Annotated in this window: 20 protein-coding genes; 11 read left to right on the plus strand and 9 right to left on the minus strand. The window is 72.8% G+C overall.

Going from position 1 to position 22240, the window contains the following annotated elements:
- Positions 1–17: 17 nt before the first annotated feature.
- The 4 genes from ACZ4E1_RS34485 to ACZ4E1_RS34500 form a co-directional block, all read right to left on the minus strand.
- The gene (locus ACZ4E1_RS34485) at positions 18–1484 is read right to left on the minus strand and encodes an amidase (protein ID WP_467546938.1); all 1467 of its coding nucleotides are present in this window, start codon (positions 1482–1484) and stop codon (positions 18–20) included.
- A gap of 165 nt (positions 1485–1649) precedes the next feature.
- Positions 1650–2717, minus strand: coding sequence for an Lrp/AsnC family transcriptional regulator (locus tag ACZ4E1_RS34490; protein ID WP_467546940.1), 1068 nt, complete (start codon positions 2715–2717; stop codon positions 1650–1652).
- 10 nt (positions 2718–2727) lie between these two features.
- Positions 2728–3633 carry an intradiol ring-cleavage dioxygenase gene (locus ACZ4E1_RS34495; RefSeq protein WP_467546941.1) on the minus strand — a complete coding sequence of 302 codons (906 nt, stop codon included), beginning with the start codon at positions 3631–3633 and terminating at the stop codon, positions 2728–2730.
- Positions 3630–4703: a maleylacetate reductase gene (locus ACZ4E1_RS34500; protein ID WP_467546944.1), complete on the minus strand. Its 1074-nt coding sequence runs from the start codon at positions 4701–4703 to the stop codon at positions 3630–3632. The genes ACZ4E1_RS34495 and ACZ4E1_RS34500 overlap by 4 nt, the downstream gene beginning before the upstream one ends.
- A gap of 251 nt (positions 4704–4954) precedes the next feature.
- On the opposite strand from ACZ4E1_RS34500, the gene ACZ4E1_RS34505 reads away from it, so the two are divergent.
- Positions 4955–6481 (plus strand): APC family permease, encoded by a 1527-nt coding sequence (locus ACZ4E1_RS34505; protein WP_467546946.1) that lies wholly within the window; start codon positions 4955–4957, stop codon positions 6479–6481.
- 49 nt (positions 6482–6530) lie between these two features.
- A complete protein-coding gene (locus ACZ4E1_RS34510; protein ID WP_467546948.1) occupies positions 6531–8144 on the plus strand; it encodes a flavin monoamine oxidase family protein in 1614 nt (537 codons plus the stop codon).
- Between the two features lie 51 nt (positions 8145–8195).
- Here the strand turns inward: ACZ4E1_RS34510 and ACZ4E1_RS34515 are convergent, their stop codons facing one another.
- On the minus strand, positions 8196–9053 hold the full coding sequence (locus ACZ4E1_RS34515) for a class I SAM-dependent methyltransferase (RefSeq protein WP_467546950.1): 858 nt from the start codon (positions 9051–9053) through the stop codon (positions 8196–8198).
- Positions 9054–9202: 149 nt separating this feature from the next.
- Here ACZ4E1_RS34515 and ACZ4E1_RS34520 point away from each other — a divergent pair, with 149 nt between their 5' ends.
- Positions 9203–9787 (plus strand): TetR/AcrR family transcriptional regulator, encoded by a 585-nt coding sequence (locus tag ACZ4E1_RS34520; protein ID WP_467546952.1) that lies wholly within the window; start codon positions 9203–9205, stop codon positions 9785–9787.
- Between the two features lie 78 nt (positions 9788–9865).
- Here the strand turns inward: ACZ4E1_RS34520 and ACZ4E1_RS34525 are convergent, their stop codons facing one another.
- On the minus strand, positions 9866–10534 hold the full coding sequence (locus tag ACZ4E1_RS34525) for a GntR family transcriptional regulator (protein WP_467546953.1): 669 nt from the start codon (positions 10532–10534) through the stop codon (positions 9866–9868).
- 177 nt (positions 10535–10711) lie between these two features.
- Here ACZ4E1_RS34525 and ACZ4E1_RS34530 point away from each other — a divergent pair, with 177 nt between their 5' ends.
- The 5 genes from ACZ4E1_RS34530 to purU are packed head-to-tail and all read left to right on the plus strand — an operon-like array spanning position 10712 to position 16598.
- Positions 10712–11935, plus strand: a complete 1224-nt coding sequence (locus tag ACZ4E1_RS34530; protein WP_467546955.1) for a sarcosine oxidase subunit beta family protein — start codon at positions 10712–10714, stop codon at positions 11933–11935.
- Between the two features lie 21 nt (positions 11936–11956).
- Positions 11957–12265 carry a sarcosine oxidase subunit delta gene (locus tag ACZ4E1_RS34535; RefSeq protein WP_467546957.1) on the plus strand — a complete coding sequence of 103 codons (309 nt, stop codon included), beginning with the start codon at positions 11957–11959 and terminating at the stop codon, positions 12263–12265.
- A complete protein-coding gene (locus ACZ4E1_RS34540) occupies positions 12262–15123 on the plus strand; it encodes a 2Fe-2S iron-sulfur cluster-binding protein (RefSeq protein ID WP_467546959.1) in 2862 nt (953 codons plus the stop codon). The genes ACZ4E1_RS34535 and ACZ4E1_RS34540 overlap by 4 nt, the downstream gene beginning before the upstream one ends.
- On the plus strand, positions 15113–15739 hold the full coding sequence (locus ACZ4E1_RS34545) for a sarcosine oxidase subunit gamma (RefSeq protein ID WP_467546960.1): 627 nt from the start codon (positions 15113–15115) through the stop codon (positions 15737–15739). The genes ACZ4E1_RS34540 and ACZ4E1_RS34545 overlap by 11 nt, the downstream gene beginning before the upstream one ends.
- 7 nt (positions 15740–15746) lie before the next feature.
- Complete coding sequence (gene purU / locus ACZ4E1_RS34550) at positions 15747–16598, plus strand: formyltetrahydrofolate deformylase (RefSeq protein WP_467546962.1); 852 nt, start codon at positions 15747–15749, stop codon at positions 16596–16598.
- A 37-nt stretch (positions 16599–16635) separates the two neighbouring features.
- On the opposite strand, the gene ACZ4E1_RS34555 is transcribed toward purU, so the two are convergent.
- Both ACZ4E1_RS34555 and ACZ4E1_RS34560 read right to left on the minus strand, forming a co-directional pair.
- The gene (locus ACZ4E1_RS34555; protein WP_467546964.1) at positions 16636–18006 is read right to left on the minus strand and encodes an NAD(P)/FAD-dependent oxidoreductase; all 1371 of its coding nucleotides are present in this window, start codon (positions 18004–18006) and stop codon (positions 16636–16638) included.
- A gap of 34 nt (positions 18007–18040) precedes the next feature.
- Entirely contained in the window at positions 18041–18304 is a 264-nt protein-coding gene (locus ACZ4E1_RS34560) for a hypothetical protein (protein ID WP_467547012.1), read from the minus strand.
- 175 nt (positions 18305–18479) lie between these two features.
- On the opposite strand from ACZ4E1_RS34560, the gene ACZ4E1_RS34565 reads away from it, so the two are divergent.
- Positions 18480–19313 carry a PIG-L family deacetylase gene (locus ACZ4E1_RS34565; protein WP_467546966.1) on the plus strand — a complete coding sequence of 278 codons (834 nt, stop codon included), beginning with the start codon at positions 18480–18482 and terminating at the stop codon, positions 19311–19313.
- A 5-nt stretch (positions 19314–19318) separates the two neighbouring features.
- On the opposite strand, the gene ACZ4E1_RS34570 is transcribed toward ACZ4E1_RS34565, so the two are convergent.
- The gene (locus ACZ4E1_RS34570; protein WP_467546968.1) at positions 19319–19693 is read right to left on the minus strand and encodes a VOC family protein; all 375 of its coding nucleotides are present in this window, start codon (positions 19691–19693) and stop codon (positions 19319–19321) included.
- A 90-nt stretch (positions 19694–19783) separates the two neighbouring features.
- Between ACZ4E1_RS34570 and ACZ4E1_RS34575 the strand changes: the two genes are divergently transcribed.
- Complete coding sequence (locus ACZ4E1_RS34575) at positions 19784–20770, plus strand: helix-turn-helix transcriptional regulator (protein WP_467546970.1); 987 nt, start codon at positions 19784–19786, stop codon at positions 20768–20770.
- Between the two features lie 66 nt (positions 20771–20836).
- Positions 20837–22099: a cyclin family protein gene (locus ACZ4E1_RS34580; protein ID WP_467546972.1), complete on the plus strand. Its 1263-nt coding sequence runs from the start codon at positions 20837–20839 to the stop codon at positions 22097–22099.
- The last annotated feature ends 141 nt before the right edge of the window (positions 22100–22240 follow it).

Consider the following 22240-nt stretch of genomic DNA (forward strand, 5'->3'; position numbering starts at 1 on the left):
TTCGGGGCTCCATACGACTACGGGAGGGAGGGGCGACGGCGTCCGTGCCCGGTGGCCGCCTCGTAGGCGGCGCCGATCTCGAGCACGGTCCTCTCGGCGCGGGGCGGGCCCACGATCTGGAGGCCGACGGGAAGCCCGGCTGAGGTGAAGCCGGCGGGGACGGAGAGGGCGGGTGAGCCCAGGACGGTGACGAAGTACGCGGAGCGCATCCAGTCGAGGTAGGTGTGCTGCGGCTCTCCGTCGATGTCGGTGGGGTGTTCCGACTCGACGGCGAAGGGGGTGACCTGGCTGACCGGGGCGATCAGCACGTCGTACCGCTGGAAGAAGGCGGTGGCGGAGAGGTGGATGCGGGCGTGCCCGTCGCGGGCGCGGATGAGGTCGGCGCCGGTCAGGCGGCGCCCCTCCTCGATGTTCCAGACGAGGCTGGGCTTCAGGGAGTCGCGGTCGCTGTCGAGCAGCGCGCCGAGGCCGTGGTGGAACTCCTGGGCGCGCAGCGTGCGGAACACGTCCTCGGCGCCGTCCAGGTCGGGGCAGTCCTCCATCACGTCGCAGCCGAGGTCCTCGAAGACCCGCACCTGGCGTTCGACGACCTCGCGCACGTCGCGGTCGACGGGGACCCGGCCGCCGAGGTCGGGCGCGTAGGCGACCCTCAGGCCGGTGAGATCGCGGGCGAGCGGGGCGCGGAACACGGCGCCCGGTTCGCCGAGGGAGATCGGGACGCGGGGGTCGGGGCCGGCCATGACGGACAGCAGCAGGGCGGTGTCGGCGACGGTGCGGCCCATGGGCCCGGCGACGCCCATGGTGTCCCAGAGGTTGCCGGTGGGGTGCGAGGGGACACGGCCGGGGGTGGGGCGCAGGCCGACGACGTTGCAGAAGGACGCCGGGTTGCGCAGCGAACCGCCCATGTCGCTGCCGTCCGCGATGGGCTGGAACCCGGCGGCGAGCGAGGCCGCGGCCCCGCCGCTGCTGCCCCCGGCGGACCGGTCCAGGCTGTACGGGTTCCTGGTCGCGCCGAAGACGGTGTTGAACGTGTGGGAGCCGGCCGCGAACTCGGGGACGTTCGTCTTGCCGATGCGGAGGGCGCCCGCTTCCTGGATGCGCCGCACGAGGAGTTCGTCCTCGTCGGGGACGTGGTCGGCGAAGAGGGGCGAGCCGTGCGTGGTGCGCATGCCGCGGGTGGCGTGGGTGTCCTTGAAGGCGATGGGCAGGCCGTGCAGCGGGCCGAGCTCCTCGCCGCGCGCCTGCCGTGCGTCGGCGTCTGCGGCGGCGGCGAGCGCGCCCTCCGCGTCCAGGGTGACGATCGCGTTGACGACCGGATTGTGCCGCTCGATGCGGTCGAGGTGGGCCTGGACGACCTCGCGGGCCGACAGTTCTCCGCGCCGGATCCGCGCCGCGAGGTCCACGGCGTCGAGCACGCAGATGTCCTCGCCGGCGGAAGCGGACGCGGGAGAGCTGGAGGCGACAGGGCCGGGGGAAACAGGCATGGCATTCCTTGGGCAGCAGGCACGAGGAGCGTCGTCGCCGCGGTGAACCGGACGGAGCCGGGAGCGCAACGCGTGTGATGCACCACACTGAAGCCGATGACTGTTTCAGTCAATGCTTGGTGACTGATGAATTTTTAGGACGCCAGAGAAGCAAGGCTGACGATTTCAGTCGCCCTGCGCGGTCTGGTGATCGACGCCGGGGAACTCGACACCACTGCGCTTGAAGGACTCGACCACCAGATGGGACTGCACGGACTCCACGTGCCGCACCCAGGGTGAGGCGGTCAGGAACGCGTGCAGCGCCGCCTTCGACGGCTGCGTCACGTCGACCAGGAGCTGGTGCTCGCCCATCACGACGGCCGCGTACCGCACGAGCGGCGACGCGACGAGCAGCTCACCGACCTTCTCGACCTCGTCGGGCCTGACCTTGATCCACAGCAGCGCCTCGACCGGCAGGCCGAGCAGCGCGGGCTCGACGGCGGCCCGGATGCTGACGACGCCCTCCCGCGTCAGCGCCTCCACCCGGCGCCGCGCCGTGGCCACGGACACCCCGGCTACGGCGGCCAGGTCCTCGTACGTGCTGCGCCCGTCCTCGGCGAGCGCCCCCAGGATCGCCAGTTCCTCCGGCCCGATCTCGATGCGCGGCGGCACCGGCTGCCCCACGTCCCGGGGCTGCCCGCCGAGCGCCTCCACCTCGTCCGCGTCCAGGATGCCCGGCGACCACTCGTGCACCGTGCGGAAGTACCGCAGCACCGGGGACACGCTCTGCGAGACCAGGCCCGGCAGCTCGGGGACCTCGTCCAGCATCAGCGGCGCCAGCCGGCCCGGCGGGCACTGCAGTTCGGCCACGCAGTCGACCGGCCCGGCCAGGGCGTACGAGAAGATGCAGTCCGGGCGCCGCGCGGCGGCCACCGCGGCGTCGCGCACGGTGCCCGGCCGGCACGTCATCCGCAGGATCACCGTCTCGCCCCGCATGACGAGCCCGCGCACGGCGACGTCCCCGCTCTCCAGCAGCCGCAGCCCACGCCGCGCCACCTTCCGCTCCGGCTCACCGAGCGCCGCCGCGATCCGCCGCCACGAGGCCCGCCCGTCGATCTGCAACGCGGCGACGATCCGCCGGTCCAGCCCCTCCAGCGCGCCGCCGGGCACAGCGTCCGGTACGGCGGGGTGGGTGGAGGGGCGCGCGGGCGAGGCGGCGGGGGCGGTCCTGGTGGCCGGTACGGGGTGCGTCACGGGAACGACCCTAGCGACCGGGTGCGGATCCATGGTCCGGTGCCAGGACCAGGTCGTGGGCCATGCTCGCCCACGCGCCCCGCGGCCGTGATCCGTCCGGTGCCGTGCCGCCCTCGTGGTGGGCGGCCTCGACGACGAGGCTGTCCCTGACGCCGAACACCGCGTCCCGGCCCAGATGGGGGTCGCCCGCGACGAAGAGGTGGGTGGTCAGGGTGCGGAAGCCGGGGGCGGTCACCTTGAAGTGCAGGTGGGCCGGGCGCATGGGGCCGCGTCCGCAGGCAGTGAGCAGGTCGCCGACCGGGCCGTCGTGCGGGATCGGGTACGGCGTCGGCAGCACGGTCCAGAACCGGAAGCCGCCGTCCGGGTCCGTGCGCAGGCGCCCGCGTCCCGCACAGTGCTCGCCGGGGTACTGGACGTCGTACAGGCCGTCCTCGTCGGCTCCCCAGACGTCCAGCAGCGCTCCGCCGACCGGGCTGCCGTCCGTGGACCGGACCCGGCCCGACACGTGGCAGGGGGTGCCGGGCGCGCCCTGGGCGAGGTCGCCGCCGAGCGGGATCTCGGGGGCGCCGTCGACGAAGAACGGGCCGAGGACCGTCGCCTCGGTCGCCCCGGGGGCGTCCGGTGCGTTGAGGGCGACGGTCAGCATGGACAGTCCGAGGACGTCGGACAGGAGGACGAACTCCTGGCGGCGCTCGTCGGTGAGGTGGCCGGCGCGGGCGAGGAACGCGATCGCCGTCTCCCACTCCCGCTCGGTGAGCCGGACCTCGCGGGCGAAGGCGTGCAGATGCCCGACCAGGCTCCGCATGATCGCGCGCAGCCGAGGGTCGGGGGTGGCGTCGAAAGCGGCGAGCACCTCTTCGGTGACCGCCGTGACCGCCTGCTCCCGCTCGGCGGCGTCCTCGTGCTCGGCACTCATGCGTCGCTCCCCCTCGAAGGTGCCGTGCCTTCCCATGCCGCGTGCAGCAGCCCGGCGAGGTTCTGCGCGGTGACGGGGCGCGGATTGTCGGCGGGCGCGAGGGCGAGGATGTCGCCGAGGACGGTGTCCAAGTCGCCCTCCGCGAGGCCGAGTTCGCGCAGCCCGGCCGGTACGCCGAGATTCCTGCCCAGGTCGTGGAGTCGGGCGGCGGGGTCGGTCCTGCCGAGCGCGGCGGCGATGCGGGCCACGGCCTCGGGAGCGTCCGCGGCGTTGTACGCCAGCACGTGCGGGAGCACGATCGCGTGGGTCTGCGCGTGCGGGAGGTCGAAGGCGCCGCCGAGGACATGGCAGATCTTGTGGTGGAGGCCGGATCCGGCGCCGGCGAAGGCCGACCCGGCGAGGTAGGCGCCCAGCAGCAGGGACGTACGGGCGACGGGGTCGGCGGGGTCGGCGGCGACGCCGTGCAGTCCGGCCGCGAGGTGCCGGATGCCGTCCTCGGCGACGGCGCCGGACACCGGATTGCGCCCGGGGGCCCAGAACGCCTCGACGCAGTGGGCCATGGCGTTGAGGCCGCTGGCCGCGGACAGCGCGGCCGGCAGGCCGAGGGTGAGCTCGGGGTCGTAGACGACCGTCCGGGGCAGCACGCGGCGGTCCGTTCCGGTGGTCTTGCGGGTGCCCTGGGTGAGGCCCCACACCGGGGTGACCTCGGAGCCCGCGTAGGTGGTGGGCACGGCCACGATCGGCAGGCCGGTGGTCAGGGCGACGGCCTTGGCGGTGCCCGTCGTGGATCCGCCGCCCACGCACAGCACCAGATCGGCGCCGACGGCCGCCGCGCGGGCGCGCTCGGCGGTCTCGGCGGGGACGTGCGGGCGGACTTCGGTGAACGCGGCCATGACCCGGTCGGCGAACGGAGCGCACAGGTCGCGCGCCGGTCCGGTCGCGGACCCTCCGGCGACGAGCAGGATCCGGCGCGCGCCGAACGCGTCGATCTCGTCTCTCAGACTCCGGCGGGCCGCGCCCGGACCGAACACGACCCGTCCGGGCAGGGCGTCGTAGGTGAAGGTGTGCATCACGCCTCCTGGGCACGGCGATGGAGCGTCGGGCGAGCGGCACCGCGGGCGCCGCCGCCCACCCATACTCTCCACCGTCGCGCCCGTACCGCCCTCCGACGCGCACGGCCCCGACAACTCGTCGCGCTCCGGCGGGGATTGCACGACGCCCTGTCCGTTGTGACCCGGCTCACCACCCCGCCACACTGACGCATCCGCAAGCGCACCACGTTCCCATCTACGGATTTCGCAGTGGCAGCCCCCAGAGAGGGATGAAAATGCCCGAAACAGCGGCGAACGGCGCACATCAGAATCCTCCGGTCCATCGGCTGAAAGCCAACTCGGTCGGGCTCGTCGGGGTGGTCTTCATGGCCGTCGCCACGGCCGCACCGATCACGGCGATGACCGGCAACCTTCCCATCGCCGTCGGCTTCGGCAACGGCACGGGGGCGCCCGCCGGCTATCTCTTCGCGACGCTCGTCCTGACGGTGTTCTCCGTCGGCTACGTCGCCATGGCCAAGCGCATCACCGCCGCGGGCGCCTTCTACGGGTACATCTCGCACGGCCTGGGCCGGATCGCCGGCATGGCGTCCGGGATGCTCGCCGTGCTGGCGTACGTCGTGTTCGAGGCGTCGATCGTCGGCGTGTTCTCGTACTTCGCTCAGACGACGGTCCACGACCAGCTCGGCTGGGACGTCCCCTGGATCGTCTACGCCGCGGCCATGCTCCTCGTCACCGCGGCCCTGTCGTACTTCGACATCAACCTCACGGCCAAGGCGCTCGGCGTCATGCTCATCGCCGAGATCGCGGTGCTCTTCGCGGTCGCCACGGCGGTCCTCGTCCACGGCGGCGGCCCCGACGGCATCCCGGTCGAGCCCATCAATCCGAAGAACGCCTTCACCGGCACCTCGGCGGGCCTCGGACTCTTCTTCGCCTTCTGGTCGTGGGTCGGCTTCGAGTCGACGGCCATGTACGGCGAGGAATCCCGCGACCCCAAGCGTGTCGTGCCGCGCGCCACCCTGATCTCGGTGGTCGGCGTCGGCATCTTCTACATCTACGTGTCCTGGATGACGATCGCCGGCAACGGCCTGGCGGGAGCGGTGAAGGTCTCGTCGAGCACGAGTCCGCTGGACCTCTTCTTCAACCCCGCGCACAGCTTCATCGGAGCCTGGGCCGTCGACGCGTTCCAATGGCTGCTGATCACCGGGTCGTTCGCGTGCGGCATGGCCTTCCACCAGTGCGCCTCGCGCTATCTGTACGCGATCGGCCGCGAGGGATTCCTGCATCCCGCCCTGGGCCGCACCCACCCCCGGCACGGCTCCCCGTACCTCGCCTCGTTCACCCAGTCGGTCATCGCGGTGGCGATCGTCGCCGCCTTCTGGCTCACCGGCCAGGACCCGTATCTGCACCTCTACACGCTGCTCGCCATCCTCGGCACGATGGCCATCCTCATCGTGCAGACGCTCTGCTCGTTCGCGGTGATCGGCTACTTCCGGCGCAACCACCCGGAGGACCGGCACTGGTTCCGCACGTTCCTGGCCCCGCTCCTCGGCGGCGTCGGCATGATCGCCGTCGTGGTACTGCTCGTCCTCAACATGGAGACGGCCGCGGGCTCGGCCGCCGACTCCCTGTTCTTCAAGGCGATCCCGTGGATCGTCGGCCTCGTGTTCTGCGGAGGCCTGGGCCTCGGCCTGTACCTCCGCTCCCGCCGGCCGGACCGCTACGAGGTGATCGGCCGCATCGTGCTCGAGGACGCCACGGAGCGGGAGGAGGAGGTGCGGACGACCGCGATCGTGTGAGCGACGCGGACCCAGCGGGCACCGCCAGTCGAGAGAGGGAGTACGCACCATGGCTCGAACGCATCTGATGCACGCCCTGCGCCACCTCACCGCCGAGCACCACGCCGCCGCCCAACTGCGCGTCCCCGTCCATGAGTTCCGCGAACGCAACGCCACCCGCCGTACCGTCCTCAAGGCCGCCGCGGCCTCCGGCGTGGCCGCGGCCGCGCTGCCCGCGCCGAGAGCGAGAGCGGCCTCGTCCGCCGGCGCTCCCCGGATCGCCGTCGTCGGCGCGGGCATCGCGGGTCTGACCGCCGCCCTCACCCTCCAGGACGCGGGCCTGGGCTGCACCGTGTACGAGGCGCACCCGGACCGGGTCGGCGGCCGGATGTACTCGCAGCGCGCGCACTGGGCGTACGGGCAGACGTCCGAGATCGGCGGCGAGCTGATCGACACCAGCCACAAGAAGATGCAGGAACTGTGCCGCCGCTTCGACCTGCCCTTGGAGGACTTCCTCGGCGGCGGGCCGAACGGCGCGGAGGAGATCCTCTGGTTCAACGGCGCGTACTACTCCCGCGCCCAGGCCGACGAGGACTTCAAGCCGGTCTACCAGGCTCTGCACCAGGACCTCCAGAACTCGGGCGAGGTGTTCTGGAACCAGACCACGCCCACCGGGACGGCCCTGGACAACATGTCGCTGTACGAGTGGATCGACTCCCGGGTGCCCGGCGGTCACGCCTCGCCGCTCGGGCGGTGGTTCGACGTCGCGTACAACGTCGAGTACGGCGCCGACACGGTCGACCAATCGGCCCTGGCCCTCGTGCTCCTGATGGGCTATCAGACCAATCCCGGCAACTTCAACATCTGGGGGCTGTCCAACGAGCGCTACCACGTCGTCGGCGGCAACGACCAGCTGCCGCGCGCCATCGCCGCCGCCCTGCCCGACGGGACGGTCCGGCACGGCTGGTCCCTGACCGCGGTCACGGCGAACACGAACGGCACCCAGACCCTCACCTTCACCGACTCCGGCACCACCCGCACGGTCACCGCCGACCACACGATCCTGTGTGTGCCCCTGCCCGTGCTCCAGCGGCTCGACCTGTCCCGGGCCGGCTTCGACAGCCGTATGACGAACCTGCTCCGGGACGCCCGCATGGGCCACTGCAGCAAGCTCAACCTCCAGTTCGGCAGCCGCCCCTGGCGGGGCACGGGTGCCTGGCCGGGCGTCTCGGCCGGGGACTGCTTCACGGACGCCGACTTCCAGCAGACCTGGGACACCACCAAGGTGCAGCCGGGCACGGGCGGCATCCTCATCCAGTACGGCGGCGGCTCCCTCGCCGCGTCCCTCGACCCGTCCACCCCGTTCGCGTTCGAGGACGACCCGTACGTCCGCGACCTGGCGGCCCGTCACCTGGCCCAGATCGACAAGGTCTTCCCCGGTACCCGGGCGGCCTGGACGGGCCGGGCCCAGCTCTCCGCCTGGCACAAGAACCCGTACGCGCTGGGCGCCTACTCGTACTGGCCCGTCGGCTACCTCCACCGGTACGCGGGCTACGAGGGCGTCGCCCAAGGACGCGTCCACATCGGCGGCGAGCACTGCTCGTACGACTTCCAGGGCTTCATGGAGGGCGGCGCGACCGAAGGGGCCCGCGCGGCCGGGGAGGTGATCACGGCGGTGCGCTGACGGCCCGCCCGGGCACGAGAACGCCGACGTGCCCGGGCGACATCGTCGCGCTCAGCCGCAACCGGCCCTGACCTCGGCGCCGACCAGCCACGACGTGCTGCGCAGCCGGACCGTGCCGTCCGCCGTCTCGTGGCCGCGCAGATGGTCCGTGAGGGTGCGCCGCGCCTGCGCCCGCGCGCCGGCGTCGGCCTGCTCCATGAGGTGGCGGCCGGGGCCCGTCCCCAGCAGGAACTCCGCCGCGTCCTCGGCCCCGTGACCCCAGATCCCGTAGGCCTCCGTCCGGGTGAGGGTGATCCCCGTGAATCCGGCGGAGGTGAGGAGGTCGCGGACCCGGTCGGGTTCGGCGAGGGAGAACATGCCGGGCTGCCCCGGGCGGCCGAAGTCGCCGACGGGCAGGAGGTCGCGCAGGGTCGCCATGGCGGTCACCCACGCGTTGAGCGCGGCGTCGGCGGGGCAGACGAAGGCGAGGCGTCCGCCGGGGCGCAGCGCCCGGGCGACGTTGGCGAACGCGGCCACGGGGTCGGCGAAGAACATCACGCCGTAGCGGCTGATCGCGGTGTCGAACGAGGCGGGCTCGAAGGGGTACGTCTGCGCGTCGCCCTGCGTGAAGCGGACGTTGGTCACGCCTTCCCGTTCGGCGCTCGCCCGGGCCTCGGCCAGCATGGGCCCGGAGAGGTCGAGGCCGAGCGCGTGTCCCTGGGGTGCCCGGAGCGCGGCGAGCCGGGTGGTCCGGCCGGCGCCGCAGCCGACGTCGAGGGTGCGGCCGTCGGCGGCGATGCGCGCGGCGTCGAGGAGCGGCTCGTCGAAGCCGCCGTTCACGGCGTTCCAGCGGTCCTGGTGCCGGGCCCAGTGGACGCCTTCCGGGCCGTTCCATGCCTGTGCCTGCTCGGTGTTGACGATGTCGCGCACGGGTGCCTCCTGTGCCGGGCCACGAAGAATGGGCGTGCGCCCAAACAGTATGGGCAGATGCCCAAACTGACAATCACCGGCTACGCTCGGGGCCACGGCACCCCGCGCCGACGGCGAGGGGCGGCAGGGGCGGAGCGGAAGAGAGGGCCATGTCACCGCGCGGAGTGGCGACACCGGACGTGCGCGAGCGGCTGTTCGCGGCGGCGGAGCGCGTCGTGGAGAGTCAGGGGCCGGGAGCGCTCACCAGCCGGGCGGTCACGACGGAGGCGGGGTGCGCGAAGGGCCTGCTGCACGCGCACTTCGCGGGGTTCGACGCGTTCGTGGCCGAGCTGTGTCTCGACCGGTTCGCACGGACGACGGCGCGGGCGCGGGAACTGCCGACGCTCGTCGGTCAGGGCACCCCGGCCGGGAACCTGGAGGCTGTCGCCCTCGCACTGTTCGACGCCGGTGGCCCCGGCATCTCGGGCCTGGTCATGACGCGCCCCGCCGCCGCGCTCCTGGTCCGCGAGGCGCTGGAGGCCGGGGCGCCCGGGTACACGACGATCCAGGAGGCCGTCACCGCCTACCTGAAGGCCGAACAGGGCGCCGGCCGGGTCGCCGGCACCGTCGACGCGGACTCCACGGCCCTCGCGATCGTGGGTACGGCCCACCATCTGCTGATGACGAGCTGGTCCGGCGCCCCCGACCCGCGGCCCGCCATGCGGCGCCTGGTCCGGGCGTTGGTGGGAGGCTAGCCGGGAGGCACGAGGACACGGAGCGGAGGCCCGACCGATGAGGTGCCTGGCCTGTCTGCCCGACGCCGGCGCGCCGCCTCAGATCAGCGCCCGGATCGCCCGCTCGAAGTGGTCGACGTGCTCGGCCGCGAGCGCGGACGCCTTCGCCGCGTCCCCCTCGATGACCGCCTGAAGCATCTGCTCGTGCTCGTGCACATGCTGGTCGAGGCCTTCGAGGCGGTCGATGAACAGGCACCAGATGCGGGTGGCCAGGTTGTCGTAGCCGATGAGCGTGGCCTCGAGGTACGGGTTGTGGGTGACCGCGTAGACGGCGCGGTGCACGGCCATGTCGAGCCGCAGCAGCTCGGTCTCCCCGCCGGACTCGCCCGAGGCGGATTCGAGTCGGGTGAGGTACTCGCCCAGCCGTTCACGGTCGGCGGCGGTGGCGCGGCGGGCGGCGATCGACGCGGCCAGCGGTTCGAGCTGCTGACGCACCTCGGAGATGTGGCTCAGGTCGGCGATCTGGACCTCGGTGGCGAAGGTGCCGCGGCGCGGGTACGAGACGATGAGCCGCTCGGTCTCCAGGCGTTTCAGCGCCTCGCGCACCGGAGTCCGGCCCAGGCCCAGCTCCTCGGCGAGGCGGCCGTCGTGGACCGGCGCGCCGGGGCGGATCTCCAGGGTGACCAGGCGGTCGGTGATCGTCCGGTACGCCTGCTCGGCGAGCGTCGGACCGTGCGGCTGCTCCTGCGCCACGGCTCCGGAGGTCATGCGGATCTCCCTCGGTGTACCCCGCTTCCGGGGGGACGACTGTAACGCAGAACCCGGTTGATATATCAGTCCGCGGACAGCCGCTCCCGCACCATTGACGGCCCGCGCCGACGCTGGTTAGCGTTCTCGCGTCTCTGATATATCAGTGTGTCGCATGCTGGCTTTCAAGGAGTCCTCATGACCCCCGGCGACGTCCTGCCCGACCACCCCGAATTCCTGTGGCGCAACGCCGACCCGAAGCCCTCGTACGACGTGGTGATCGTCGGCGGCGGCGGGCACGGTCTGGCCACCGCCTACTACCTCGCCAAGAACCACGGCATCACGAACATCGCGGTCCTGGAGAAGGGGTGGCTGGCGGGCGGGAACATGGCCCGCAACACCACGATCATCCGCTCCAACTACCTGTGGGACGAGAGCTCGGGCATCTACGAGCACTCGCTGAAGCTGTGGGAGACGCTGGAGGAGGATCTCGACTACCCGATCCTGTTCAGCCAGCGGGGCGTCCTCAATCTCGCGCACAACCTCCAGGACGTGCGCGACAGCAAGCGGCGTGTGTACGCGAACCAGCTGAACGGCATCGACGCCGAGTGGCTGGAGCCGAACGAGGTCGCGAAGGTCTGCCCGATCGTCAACATCAGCCCCGACGTGCGCTATCCCGTGCACGGGGCGACCTACCAGCCGCGCGCGGGCATCGCCAAGCACGACTACGTGGCCTGGGGCTTCGCCCGGCGCGCGGACGCGTACGGCATCGACCTCATCCAGAACTGCGAGGTCACCGGCATCGACGTGAGCGGCGGCCGGATCACCGGGGTGAACACGACGCGCGGCCGGATCGCCGCCGGGAAGGTCGCGCTCGCCGCCGCGGGACACACCTCGGTGCTCGCCGCCATGGTCGGCCTGCGCCTCCCCCTGCAGAGCCACCCGCTCCAGGCGCTCGTCTCCGAGCTCCTCGAACCCGTGCACCCCACCGTCGTGATGTCCAACGCGGTGCACGTGTACGTCTCCCAGGCGCACAAGGGCGAGCTGGTGATGGGCGCCGGCATCGACAGCTACAACGGGTACGGGCAGCGCGGCGCGTTCCACATCATCGAGCGGCAGATGGCGGCGGCCCTGGAGCTGTTCCCCGTGTTCGCGCGCGCCCACATGCTGCGCACCTGGGGCGGCATCGTCGACACGACACCCGACGCCTCCCCCATCGTCGGTCTCACGCCCGTCGAGGACCTGTACCTCAACTGCGGCTGGGGCACGGGCGGTTTCAAGGCGACGACCGGGGTCGGCTGGGCCTACGCCCACACGATCGCCACCGGGGAGCCGCACCCCACGAACGCGCCCTTCACCCTCGACCGGTTCACGACCGGCGCCCTCGTCGACGAGCACGGCGCCGCCGCCGTCGCGCACTGAGACCCTTCCGAGGAGACCGTCATGCAGCTCATCCCCTGCCCCTGGTGCGGACCGCGCGAGGAGACCGAGTTCCACTACGGCGGCCAGGCCCATGTCGCCCACCCCGAGGACCCCTTCGCGCTCGACGACGACGAGTGGGCCGGGTACGTGTTCTTCCGCGACAACCCGAAGGGCCCCTTCGCGGAGCGCTGGGCGCACACGGCCGGGTGCCGCCGCTGGTTCAACGCCGTGCGCGACACGGTGAGTTACGAGTTCCTGTCCGTGTACGCCACCGGCTCCCCGAGCCCGCTCGCCGCGACGCCGCGCGAGGACCAGGAGGCCACCGCATGAGCACCGAGTTCCGGGCCGGGTCCGCGTACGGCCGCGTCGACCGCTCCACCACCCTCTCCTTCACGTTCGACGGCACCGCCTACACCGGGCACCCGGGCGACACCCTCGCCTCGGCGCTCCTGGCCCACGGCGTGCACCACGTGGCGACCGGCATCAAGTACGGCCGCCCGCGCGGCATCATGGCCGCCGGCGTCGAGGAGCCCAACGCGCTGGTGCAGATCGAGGCGCCGTTCCCCGAGCCCATGCTCACCGCCACCACCGTCGAGCTGTACGAGGGCCTGGCCGCCCGGGGTCTCGGCGGTCAGGGCCGACTGTCCGCCACGCCGGACCCGGCCCGCTACGACACCAAGCACCTGCACGCGGAGCTGCTGATCGTCGGCGCCGGACCGGCCGGGCTCGCCGCCGCGCTCGCCGCGACCGGCACCGGCGTCCGGGTCGTCCTCCTGGACAGCGCCCCGGAGTTCGGCGGCAGCCTGCTCGGCACCCGCGAGACGATCGACGGCCGCCCGGCCCAGGAGTGGGTGGACGCGGCGACGGCCCGGCTGGCCGCCGACCCGGACGTGACGCTCCTGACCCGCACCACCGCGATCGGCCACTACGACGACAACCTCGTGCTGGCTCTGGAGAAGCGCACCGACCATCTCGGTGCGGCGGCCCCGGCCGGCAAGGCCCGCCAGCGTGTGTGGCGGATCCGGGCCAAACAGGTCGTGCACGCGACCGGCGCCACCGAGCGCCCGGTCGCCTTCGACGACAACGACCGTCCCGGCATCATGCTGGCCTCCGCGGCCCGCACCTATCTGCACCGGTACGGCGTGCTCGCCGGCCGCCGGGTCACCGTGTTCACCACGAACGACAGCGCGTACGACGCCGCGCTCGACCTGTCCGACGCGGGCGTCGCGGTGGCGGCCGTCATCGACGCCCGCCCGGCCGTCCCCGAGCGGCTCGCGGCCGCCTGCGCCGAGCGCGGCATCCCCGTGCACGCCGGGCACGTCGTGACCGGGACCAGCGGGATCGCCCGCATCTCGCGCGTCCACGTGGCCGAGCGGGACGGCGCGGTCGCGCACCGGCGCGGCATCGACTGCGACGTGCTGCTCGTCTCCGGTGGCTGGAACCCGTCGGTGGCCCTGTTCAGCCAGGCCCGCGGCAGACTCCGCTACGACGCCGGGCTCGCCACGTTCGTGCCCGCCGCCGCCCTGCCCACCGTGCGCACCGCGGGTGCGGCGGACGGGCTGCGCACGCTCGGCGAGTGCCTCGCCGCCGGGATCTCCGCGACGGCCACCGCCCTGGACGCGCTCGGCGTCGCCGTCCCGCCCACCGGGGTACCCGCGGCGGCGACCGAACTGCCGCACCCCGCCCTGGAGTTGTGGCGGGTGCCGAGTCCGCAGGAAGGGGCGGACGGCTCCGCGCAGTTCGTCGACCTCCAGCGGGACGCGCTCGTCAGCGACGTGTTCCGGGCGACGGGTGCGGGGCTGCGTTCGGTCGAGCACGTCAAGCGCTACACGACGATCGGCACCGCCCACGACCAGGGCCGCACCTCGGGCATCCTCACGTCCGGCATCGTCGCCGAGGCCCTCGGGACGAGTGTGGCCGCGCTCGGCACCACCAGCTTCCGGCCCCCGGTGCAGCCGGTCGCGTTCGCGGCGTTCGCCGGGCGCAACCGGGGCGAGCTCTTCGACCCGGTCCGGGTGACCGCGCTGCACGCCTGGCACGTGGACCACGGCGCCCTGTTCGAGGACGTCGGCCAGTGGAAGCGGCCCTGGTACTACCCGCTCCCGGGCGAGGACATGGACGAGGCCGTGCTGCGCGAGTGCCGCGCCGCCCGCACCGGCGTCGCCATGATGGACGGCTCCACCCTCGGCAAGATCAGCGTGCAGGGTCCGGACGCGGGGATCCTCCTCGACCGGCTCTACACGAACCTGATGAGCAATCTGAAGCCCGGCCGGATCCGGTACGGCGTGATGTGCGGCGTCGACGGCATGGCGCTGGACGACGGCACCGTGATCCGGGTCTCGGAGAGCGAGTTCCTCGTCACGACCACGACCGGCAACGCCGCCAAGGTCCTGGAGTGGATGGAGGAATGGCTCCAGACCGAGTGGCCGGAACTCCGCGTCCACCTCACCTCGGTGACCGAGCACTGGGCCACGATCCCCCTGGTCGGCCCGCGCTCGCGCGACGTCCTCGCCACCGTGGCCCGCGACGGCCTGGACGTGTCCAACGAGGCGTTCCCCTTCATGAGTTGGCGCGACACCGTCATCGCGGGCGTCGAGGCGCGAGTGTGCCGCATCAGCTTCTCCGGCGAACTCGCCTACGAGGTCAACGTGCCCGCCTGGTACGCGACGACGGTCTGGCAGGCGCTGTACGACGCCGGGCAGCCCCTCGGCATCACCCCGTACGGCACGGAGACCATGCACGTGCTGCGCGCCGAGAAGGCGTACCCGATCATCGGGCAGGACACCGACGGCACGGTCACGCCGCAGGACCTCGGCATGAACTGGGTCGTCTCCAAGAAGAAGAAGGACTTCGTCGGCAAGCGCTCCTTCGACCGGGCGGAGAACCGGCGGACCGACCGCAAGCAGCTCGTCGCGCTGCTGCCGGCCGACGAGCACACGCTGCTCCCCGAGGGCGCGCAGATCATCGCCACCGAGACGGTGCCCGCTCCTCCGGTGCCGATGCTGGGCCACGTCACCTCCAGCTACCGCAGCGACGCCCTCCGGCGCACCTTCGCGCTCGCGCTGCTGCGCTCCGGCACCGAGCGCATCGGCGAGACCCTCTACGTCCCGCTGGACGGCCGCACCGTCGCGGTGACCGTCGCCGAACCCGTGCTCTACGACAAGGAAGGGGCCCGACGTGACGGCTGACACCTCAGCACGCCCGGTCCGCATCAGCCCGCTCGCCGGGTGGAACCCGTCCCTGCCGCCGGGACTCAGCGTCCGGGAGCTGCCCTTCCTCACCCAGCTCACCCTCCGCGTCGAGCCGGACACGCCCGCCGCCGAGGCCGTGGAGGGGTACCTCGGGTACGCGCTGCCCGGCCCGGGTGCCGCACGCCTCGGCGCCGGAGTGGAGGCCCTGTGGCTCGGGCCCGACGAATGGCTGCTGGTGGCGGACCCCGACCGCGCCGGGGAGCTCACGGCGGGGCTGCGGGCCGCGATCGGCGACGCGTTCGCCACGGTCACCGACACCTCCGCGCAGCGCACCGTGCTCGCCCTGTCCGGCGCGCTGCTCCCCGACGTCCTGGCGCACGGCTGCGCCCTGGACCTCGCCCCGCGCAGCGCCCCCGAGGGCTCCTGCCACACGACCTTCCTGGCGCAGGCCGGTGTCACGCTCGTGGTCCGCGCGCAGGGTCCGGCGGGGCCGCGCGAGATCCGGCTGCTGGTGCGGTCCTCCTTCGCCGGGTACCTCGCCGCGTGGCTGACCGACGCGTGCGTCGAGTACCAGGAGGACACCGAGCCCGTCGCGTACGCCCAGGAGAGGTGAGCCGGTCGTGCCCCAGCCCTACATCCTGACCCTGAACTGCCCCGAGCGTCCCGGCATCGTGCACGCCGTCACGGCGTTCCTCGTCGGCCGGGGCTGTGACATCACCGAGCACCAGCAGTTCGACGACACGGACACCGGCGTCGTCTTCCTGCGCACCAGTTTCAGCGCCCCCGACGAGGCGACGCTCGACGACCTCCAGGAGGGCTTCGCCGCCACCGCCGAGGCCTACGCGATGGAGTGGCGGCTGCGGGACGCCGGTGCCGCGCCGCGTCTGCTGGTCATGGTGTCGAAGTTCGACCACTGCCTCGCCGACCTGCTGTACCGGTGGCGCAGCGGCACGCTCGACGGTGACATCGCCCTCGTCGTCTCCAACCATCCCGACCTGCGCGCCCAGGTGGAGCAGGCGGGAGTCCCCTTCCTGCACGTCCCGGTCACCCGTGACACCAAGCCCGAGGCCGAGGAGCGGCTGCTGCGCCTGGTCGAGGAGCACGCCGTCGACCTCGTCGTCCTGGCCCGCTACATGCAGATCCTCTCCGACGACCTGTGCAAGACCCTGGAGGGGCGGGCCATCAACATCCACCACTCGTTCCTGCCGAGCTTCGCCGGTGCGAAGCCGTACCACCAGGCGCACCGGCGCGGCGTCAAACTGGTCGGCGCCACCGCCCACTACGTGACCGCCGACCTGGACGAGGGCCCGATCATCGAGCAGGAGGTGATCCGCGTCGACCACCGCAAGAGCGCCGACGAACTCGTCCGGGTCGGCCGTGACGCGGAGCGCCTCGCCCTGGCCCGCGCGGTGAACTGGCACTGCCAGAGCCGCGTCCTGCTGCACGGCAACCGCACGGTCGTCTTCGACTGAGGTCCGCGCGCCGGCGCCCGCGCCGAGAATCGCGTCCTCAGGGGATGAGGGCGTCCCACTCGGCGCGGGTCGGGCCGTCGTGGCCCGGCGCGAACTCCGGGTGCGCCGCCAGCCAGTCGGTGACGTGCCGCTCCACCTCGTCGGTCCCGTACGCCTCGTCGGCGTGTTTCAGGAGGTGGCGCACCTGGGCCCGGGCCCGCATGACGACGGGGTCGTCGAAGGCGCACGCGCCCCGGGCGGCGGCCCGCCGGTTCGTGGCCGGCGCGCCCACGGCGAGGCGTTCCTCGTCGGTGCGGTCCGACTTCACCTGCGTGTCGAACCACGGCCGCAGGGTCGCGGTCGCCCACGCGTGGTAGCCCGTCGGGTCCTCGGCGATCTCGTCGGCGTGGGCGGCGACGTGCTGGGCGGCGCGCAGTCCGAGGGCCACGCCGTGCCCGAAGGTGGGGTTGGTGTGGATGAGGCTGTCCCCGACGTTGACGAGGCCCGTCACCACGAGCCCGTCCCCGTCGGTCAGGGCGGTCCAGCGGTTGTCCAGGCCCGCCATGGGCAGGACGGCCGAGCGCGGCTCGGGGTCCAGGTCGAGCCAGGCGGCGATCGCCGGGAACCGACGGGCGACGGCCTCGAACACGGCGGGGTCGGTGAGCGCGGCGCGGCTGGGATCGCTCGTGGAGAGCACCAGGCTCGCCGCGAACGTGCCGTTGTCGGAGGGGAAGACGCCGCCGAGCGCGAACGGCGCGGCCGAGCCGGTCTTCACACGCCCGGGGTCGCGGGGCCCGTCCGGGCGCAGGCGGTACCAGCGGCACAGGTACGCGATCCCGGCGCGGTGGCTCTCGACCACGGGCGGGCGGCAGCCGGCCCCGGTCAGCCACGCGGGCACCGGCGAGCGGCGCCCGGACGCGTCGACCACGAGGTCCGCCGCGCAGGTCTCGGCTCCCACCCGCACGCCCGTGACCCGGGCCGGGTCGCCTTCCCGGAAGACGAGTCCGCTCACCCGCCCGTCCTGGCGCACCTCGACGCCGGGCTCCCGGCGCACGGCCGCGGCCAGTGCGGCCTCCAGCACGATGCGGCGGGTGCGCAGGGTGATCAGGTCCTCGTCGCCGTCCCGGCGCGGGGGATGCTCGTCGAACCAGTCGAAGTCGTGGTACTCCCGGGCCCCGCGCGCCAGCAGGTCCGCGTAGACGTCCGGCGCCTCGGCGCGCAGCACGGTGCGTACGGGTGCGAGCAGGGAGTGGGGCTGATCGGCCTGCGGGACGCGGGGCCGGTTCCAGTGGAAGAAGTCCTCGTCCGGGTCGTCCCCGGCCTGCCGCGCGTCCTGTTCGAACACCGTGACCGGATGGCCCCGCCGCCCCAGCATGAGGGCCGTCCCCAGCCCACCGATCCCGCCGCCTATCACCGCAACCCGCGCCACCGAACTCCCCTTCGCGTCGTGTTGCGGGTCGAGCCTACTGGTCAGGAAGGGGTCTGTACGACCAACTCCTCGCCCTCACCGCTCGGTTCCTCGAACTTCGCCACGTAACTGGCGAAGAGCGCCTCGTCCACGGTGACGGAATCGGCGCCCGCCTGGCTGTTGCGCGCCGCGAGGCGACGGGCCAGGGTCTCCGGGTCCGCCTTGAGGTGGACCAGCTCCCAGCGGCACCCGTGCCGTTCGATCGCCGCACCAGCTCCCGCGCGTACGTGGTCTTGCCCGATCCGGGCAGACCGCACATCAACACCACCGTGCTCGATCGTCCTGTCACACCGGAAGGTCAGGCCCGGGCGGGGCGGGCTGTCCGGTGCGGGTGACGGACCGGCGAGGTCGAGTCTGCGTGCGGGGAACAGGCCGCACGCCCGACACTGTTGCCACCACTTGGACGACCACATGTTTCCGCTGGAGGACTTCTCATGACTGACCGGCCCCTGACGTTCATGGCCGTGCACGCCCACCCCGACGACGAGGCCACCGGAACGGGCGGGGTGCTCGCGCGGTACGCGGCGGAGGGCATCCGCACCGTGCTGGTGACCTGTACCGACGGCGCCTGCGGGGACGGACCCGGAGGCGTCAAGCCCGGCGATCCCGGGCACGATCCGGCCGCCGTCGCCCGGATGCGGCGTGAGGAGCTCCGAGCCAGCTGTGACGTCCTGAAGGTCAGCGACCTGGAGACGCTGGACTACGCCGACTCCGGGATGATGGGCTGGCCCAGCAACGACACCCCCAACTCCTTCTGGAAGACCCCCGTCGAGGTGGGCGCCGCCCGGCTCGCGGAGCTCATGCGCACCTACCGGCCCGACGTCGTCGTCACGTACGACGAGAACGGCTTCTACGGCCACCCCGACCACATCCAGGCCCACCGCATCACGATGGCGGCGCTCGAGCTGACCGACCTCACGCCGAAGGTGTACTGGACGACGGCGCCCCGCTCGATGATGGGCCGGTTCGGGGAGATCATGCGCGAGTTCCACGAGGACATGCCGGAGCCGGACCCCGCCGAGGCCGCCGAGATGGCGAAGATCGGTCTGCCGGACGACGAGATCACCACGTGGGTGGACACCACCGCGTTCAGCGGCCAGAAGTTCGACGCGCTGGCCGCGCACGCCAGTCAGGGCGAGAACATCTTCTTCCTCCGGATGGGCAAGGAGCGGTTCGGGGAGCTGATGGGCGTGGAGACCTTCGTACGGGTCGACGACGGCCCCGGCGCGGGCGAGCGCGAGGACGACCTGTTCGCCGGGCTGCGCTGAACCGCTCAGCGGGCGGGCGGCGTGAAGAAGTTGACGAGGTTGCCGTCGGGGTCGCGGAACAGCAGTGACCGGTTGCCCCAGGGCATGGTCGTGGGCTCCGTGACGAATTCGGTGACGAAACCGGTCAGATTCTCGTAGGCACGGTCCACGTCGTCGACGCGGAACTCGGTGATCACGCTGTGGTTCGCCGCCGGGCGCGCGGAGCCGGGGGCGAACAGCGGGACGGTGCGGGTGCCGGCGATCGCGAGGGTGGCCGCCGGGGTCCTGAGCTCGGCGAAGTCCTCGGTGGCCCAGGTCGCCGTTACCCCCGTGGCCCGTTCGTAGAAGGCGACGAGGCGTGCCACGTCGCCGGTGATGATGCGGATCGAGACGAAGTCCATGGGAATCTCCTGGGCTGTGGGGCGGGACGTATCGCAGGCTAGGCGGGATAGGGGACAGAATCGGTCCTCTATTCGCGCTAGCTTGGGGCCATGTCCCGACCCACCGGCCGCGTGCTGACCCTGCTGGAACTGCTGCAGTCGGGCGGCACGCGCACCGTGTCCGAGCTCGCCGAGCGCCTAGGTGTCGAGGGGCGCACCGTGCGGCGGTACGTGGACCAACTCGTCGACCTGGACGTGCCGGTGGAGTCGGTGCGCGGCCGTTACGGCGGGTACCGGCTCTCCCCCGGCCACCGGCTGCCGCCGCTCATGTTCGGCGACGACGAGGCGCTGGCCGTGCTGCTCGGTCTGCTCGCCGGGCGCCGGGCGGGGCTGACGACGGCGCAGCGCACGGCGAACGAGACGGCGTCGGCGAAGATCCGGCGCGTGCTCCCCCGGCATCTGGTCGCCCGACTCGACGCGCTCACGGAGGCGCTGCACTTCACGGAGCGGCCCGGCGAGCCCGAGACCCCGGACGCCGCGGTCCTGCTGTCCGTCGCCGACGCGGTGCGCCACCGCCGCCCGCTCTCGATCCGCTACACCGACCGCGAGGGCCGGCGCACCGAACGAACCCTGCACGCCTACGGGATCGTCGCCCACGCGGGCCGCTGGTACGTGACCGGCAGGGACGACGGTCTCGGCGAGGACCGCACCTTCCGCCTCGACCGGATCGCGGACCCACGAACCCTCCCCGGCTCGTTCGACCCGCCGCCGGACGGACCCGACCCGGCGCAGCGCGTCCTGGCCGGCTTCGCCTCGGCCGCGTACGAGCACGAGGTGGTCCTGCGGATCCACGGCACGGTCGAGCAGATCCGCGCGCGTCTCCCCGTGAGCGTCGCGCACGTGGAGGAGTACGGGCGGCCCGGTGGGGACGGAGCCGACCGCTGGTTCCGTGTCGAGATCCGCGCCCAGCGGCTCGACTGGCTCCCGGGCGTCCTGGCCGGCCTGGACCAGCCGTTCGTCGTCGAGCGGCCCGGGGAACTGCGGGACGCGGTGATCGCGCTCGCCGAGCGCCTCGCGGCCGGCGCCCGCCGGATCTGACCGCGAACGGCTCCCGCGGCGCGGTACCTTCACGACGGGCGGGGAGAGCGGCGCGAGGGGGCGTACATGCGGGACGAAGTTCAGCTGATCAGTGACGGTGAGGGGCTCGCGGTCCTCGGGGACGCGAGCGCGGTCGAGCGTTTCCTCGTCGCCGAGGGGCTGCCGTCGAAAGAACTGGGGCGGCGACGGCTCGGCGACGCGCTCGGGACCGCGGCGGGGGTCGCGCAGACCGGGTCCGAACTGGCCGCCGACTCGGGGCGCTGGGTCAAACTGACGAAGGAGTCCGCGCAGGCCGTCGAGAAGTACGGGCTGCGGGAGAACGCCGCGTCGGGGCTGAGGACGGGCGTGCTGAAGGGGGACAGCGGGCGGATCAAGGGGTTCGTCGAGTTCGCGAAGGGCGGCGCGGGGCCGCTGCGGGCGAACCCGGCGCGGCTCGCCAACGCGGCGGCCCTGATGGCTCAGTTGGCGATGCAGACGGCCATGGACGAGATCAGCGACTATCTCGCCACGATCGACGAGAAGGTCGACGACGTGCTCCGCGCGCAGGACGACGCGGCGGTGGCGACCATGGGCGGTGTGGACCTCGTGATCGAGGAGGCCCTGGCGATCCGCGCGCAGGTGGACCGGGTCTCCGAGGTGACCTGGTCGAAGGTGCAGGCCACGGCGGCGACGATCGCGCAGACCCAGGTGTACGCGTTGCGCCGGCTCGACGCGCTCGCGGAGAAGCTGGAGCGCACGTCCAAGGTCGGTGATCTGGCGAAGGCGTCCAAGGAGGTCGAGCCCCGGGTCCGGGAGTGGCTCGCCGTGCTGGCGCACTGTTTCCGCCTCCAGGACGCGCTGGCCGTGCTCGAACTCGACCGGGTCATGGACACGGCCCCGGACGAACTGGACCGGCACCGGCTCGGGGTCCGCACGGCCCGGCGGAGCCGGATGGAGCTCATCTCGCGGAGCACCGAACGCCTGATGGCCCGGTTGCACACGGCGGCAGGGACGGCCAACGCGAAGGTGCTGCTGCACCCGACCACGTCCCGGGACGTGGTGCAGGCGCGCAACGAGGTGGAGGTCGCCGTCGTGGACTTCCACGGGCGGCTCGGCATCGAGCGCGACCGGGAGTCGCTGGAGGCGCGGCGCTGGAAGGAGGCGGCCGTGGAGGTGCGGGACAGGGCGCTGGAGAAGGGCGCGGAGAACGTGGACGCCGCCCGGCGCCTCGGCACGCAGACCCTCGGCCGGGCCCGCTCCGCGACCGGCAGACTCTCCACCCACATCACCGAGCGCGCGCTGCGGCGTCGCGGGGACGACACCGAGCGAGACAGCGGCGAAGAGGCCTGAGCGAGCGGAGCGCGCGGGGCGGGCGGGATGCGGCGCCACGCGGATTCACCCCGCGCCCCTGAAGGCATGCGCTGCGCGCAGCCTTCAGGGGCGCGGGGAACTGCGCGACCAGCCCCCACGACGGGAGAGCCGGATCAACAG

The sequence above is a fragment of the Streptomyces sp. NPDC025806 genome (assembly GCF_055558275.1).

Bases quoted from the DNA above. Each gene is read 5' to 3' on its own strand.
- ACZ4E1_RS34535 (WP_467546957.1), top strand. From the start codon at position 11,957: ATGCAGCTCATCCCCTGCCCCTGGTGCGGACCGCGCGAGGAGACCGAG.
- ACZ4E1_RS34575 (WP_467546970.1), top strand. From the start codon at position 19,784: ATGTCCCGACCCACCGGCCGCGTGCTGACCCTGCTGGAACTGCTGCAG.
- ACZ4E1_RS34530 (WP_467546955.1), top strand. From the start codon at position 10,712: ATGACCCCCGGCGACGTCCTGCCCGACCACCCCGAATTCCTGTGGCGC.
- ACZ4E1_RS34570 (WP_467546968.1), bottom strand. From the start codon at position 19,693: ATGGACTTCGTCTCGATCCGCATCATCACCGGCGACGTGGCACGCCTC.
- ACZ4E1_RS34525 (WP_467546953.1), bottom strand. From the start codon at position 10,534: ATGACCTCCGGAGCCGTGGCGCAGGAGCAGCCGCACGGTCCGACGCTC.
- ACZ4E1_RS34495 (WP_467546941.1), bottom strand. From the start codon at position 3,633: ATGAGTGCCGAGCACGAGGACGCCGCCGAGCGGGAGCAGGCGGTCACG.
- ACZ4E1_RS34540 (WP_467546959.1), top strand. From the start codon at position 12,262: ATGAGCACCGAGTTCCGGGCCGGGTCCGCGTACGGCCGCGTCGACCGC.
- ACZ4E1_RS34485 (WP_467546938.1), bottom strand. From the start codon at position 1,484: ATGCCTGTTTCCCCCGGCCCTGTCGCCTCCAGCTCTCCCGCGTCCGCT.
- ACZ4E1_RS34565 (WP_467546966.1), top strand. From the start codon at position 18,480: ATGACTGACCGGCCCCTGACGTTCATGGCCGTGCACGCCCACCCCGAC.
- ACZ4E1_RS34510 (WP_467546948.1), top strand. From the start codon at position 6,531: ATGGCTCGAACGCATCTGATGCACGCCCTGCGCCACCTCACCGCCGAG.
- ACZ4E1_RS34505 (WP_467546946.1), top strand. From the start codon at position 4,955: ATGAAAATGCCCGAAACAGCGGCGAACGGCGCACATCAGAATCCTCCG.
- ACZ4E1_RS34500 (WP_467546944.1), bottom strand. From the start codon at position 4,703: ATGCACACCTTCACCTACGACGCCCTGCCCGGACGGGTCGTGTTCGGT.
- ACZ4E1_RS34520 (WP_467546952.1), top strand. From the start codon at position 9,203: ATGTCACCGCGCGGAGTGGCGACACCGGACGTGCGCGAGCGGCTGTTC.
- ACZ4E1_RS34560 (WP_467547012.1), bottom strand. From the start codon at position 18,304: ATGTGCGGTCTGCCCGGATCGGGCAAGACCACGTACGCGCGGGAGCTG.
- ACZ4E1_RS34580 (WP_467546972.1), top strand. From the start codon at position 20,837: ATGCGGGACGAAGTTCAGCTGATCAGTGACGGTGAGGGGCTCGCGGTC.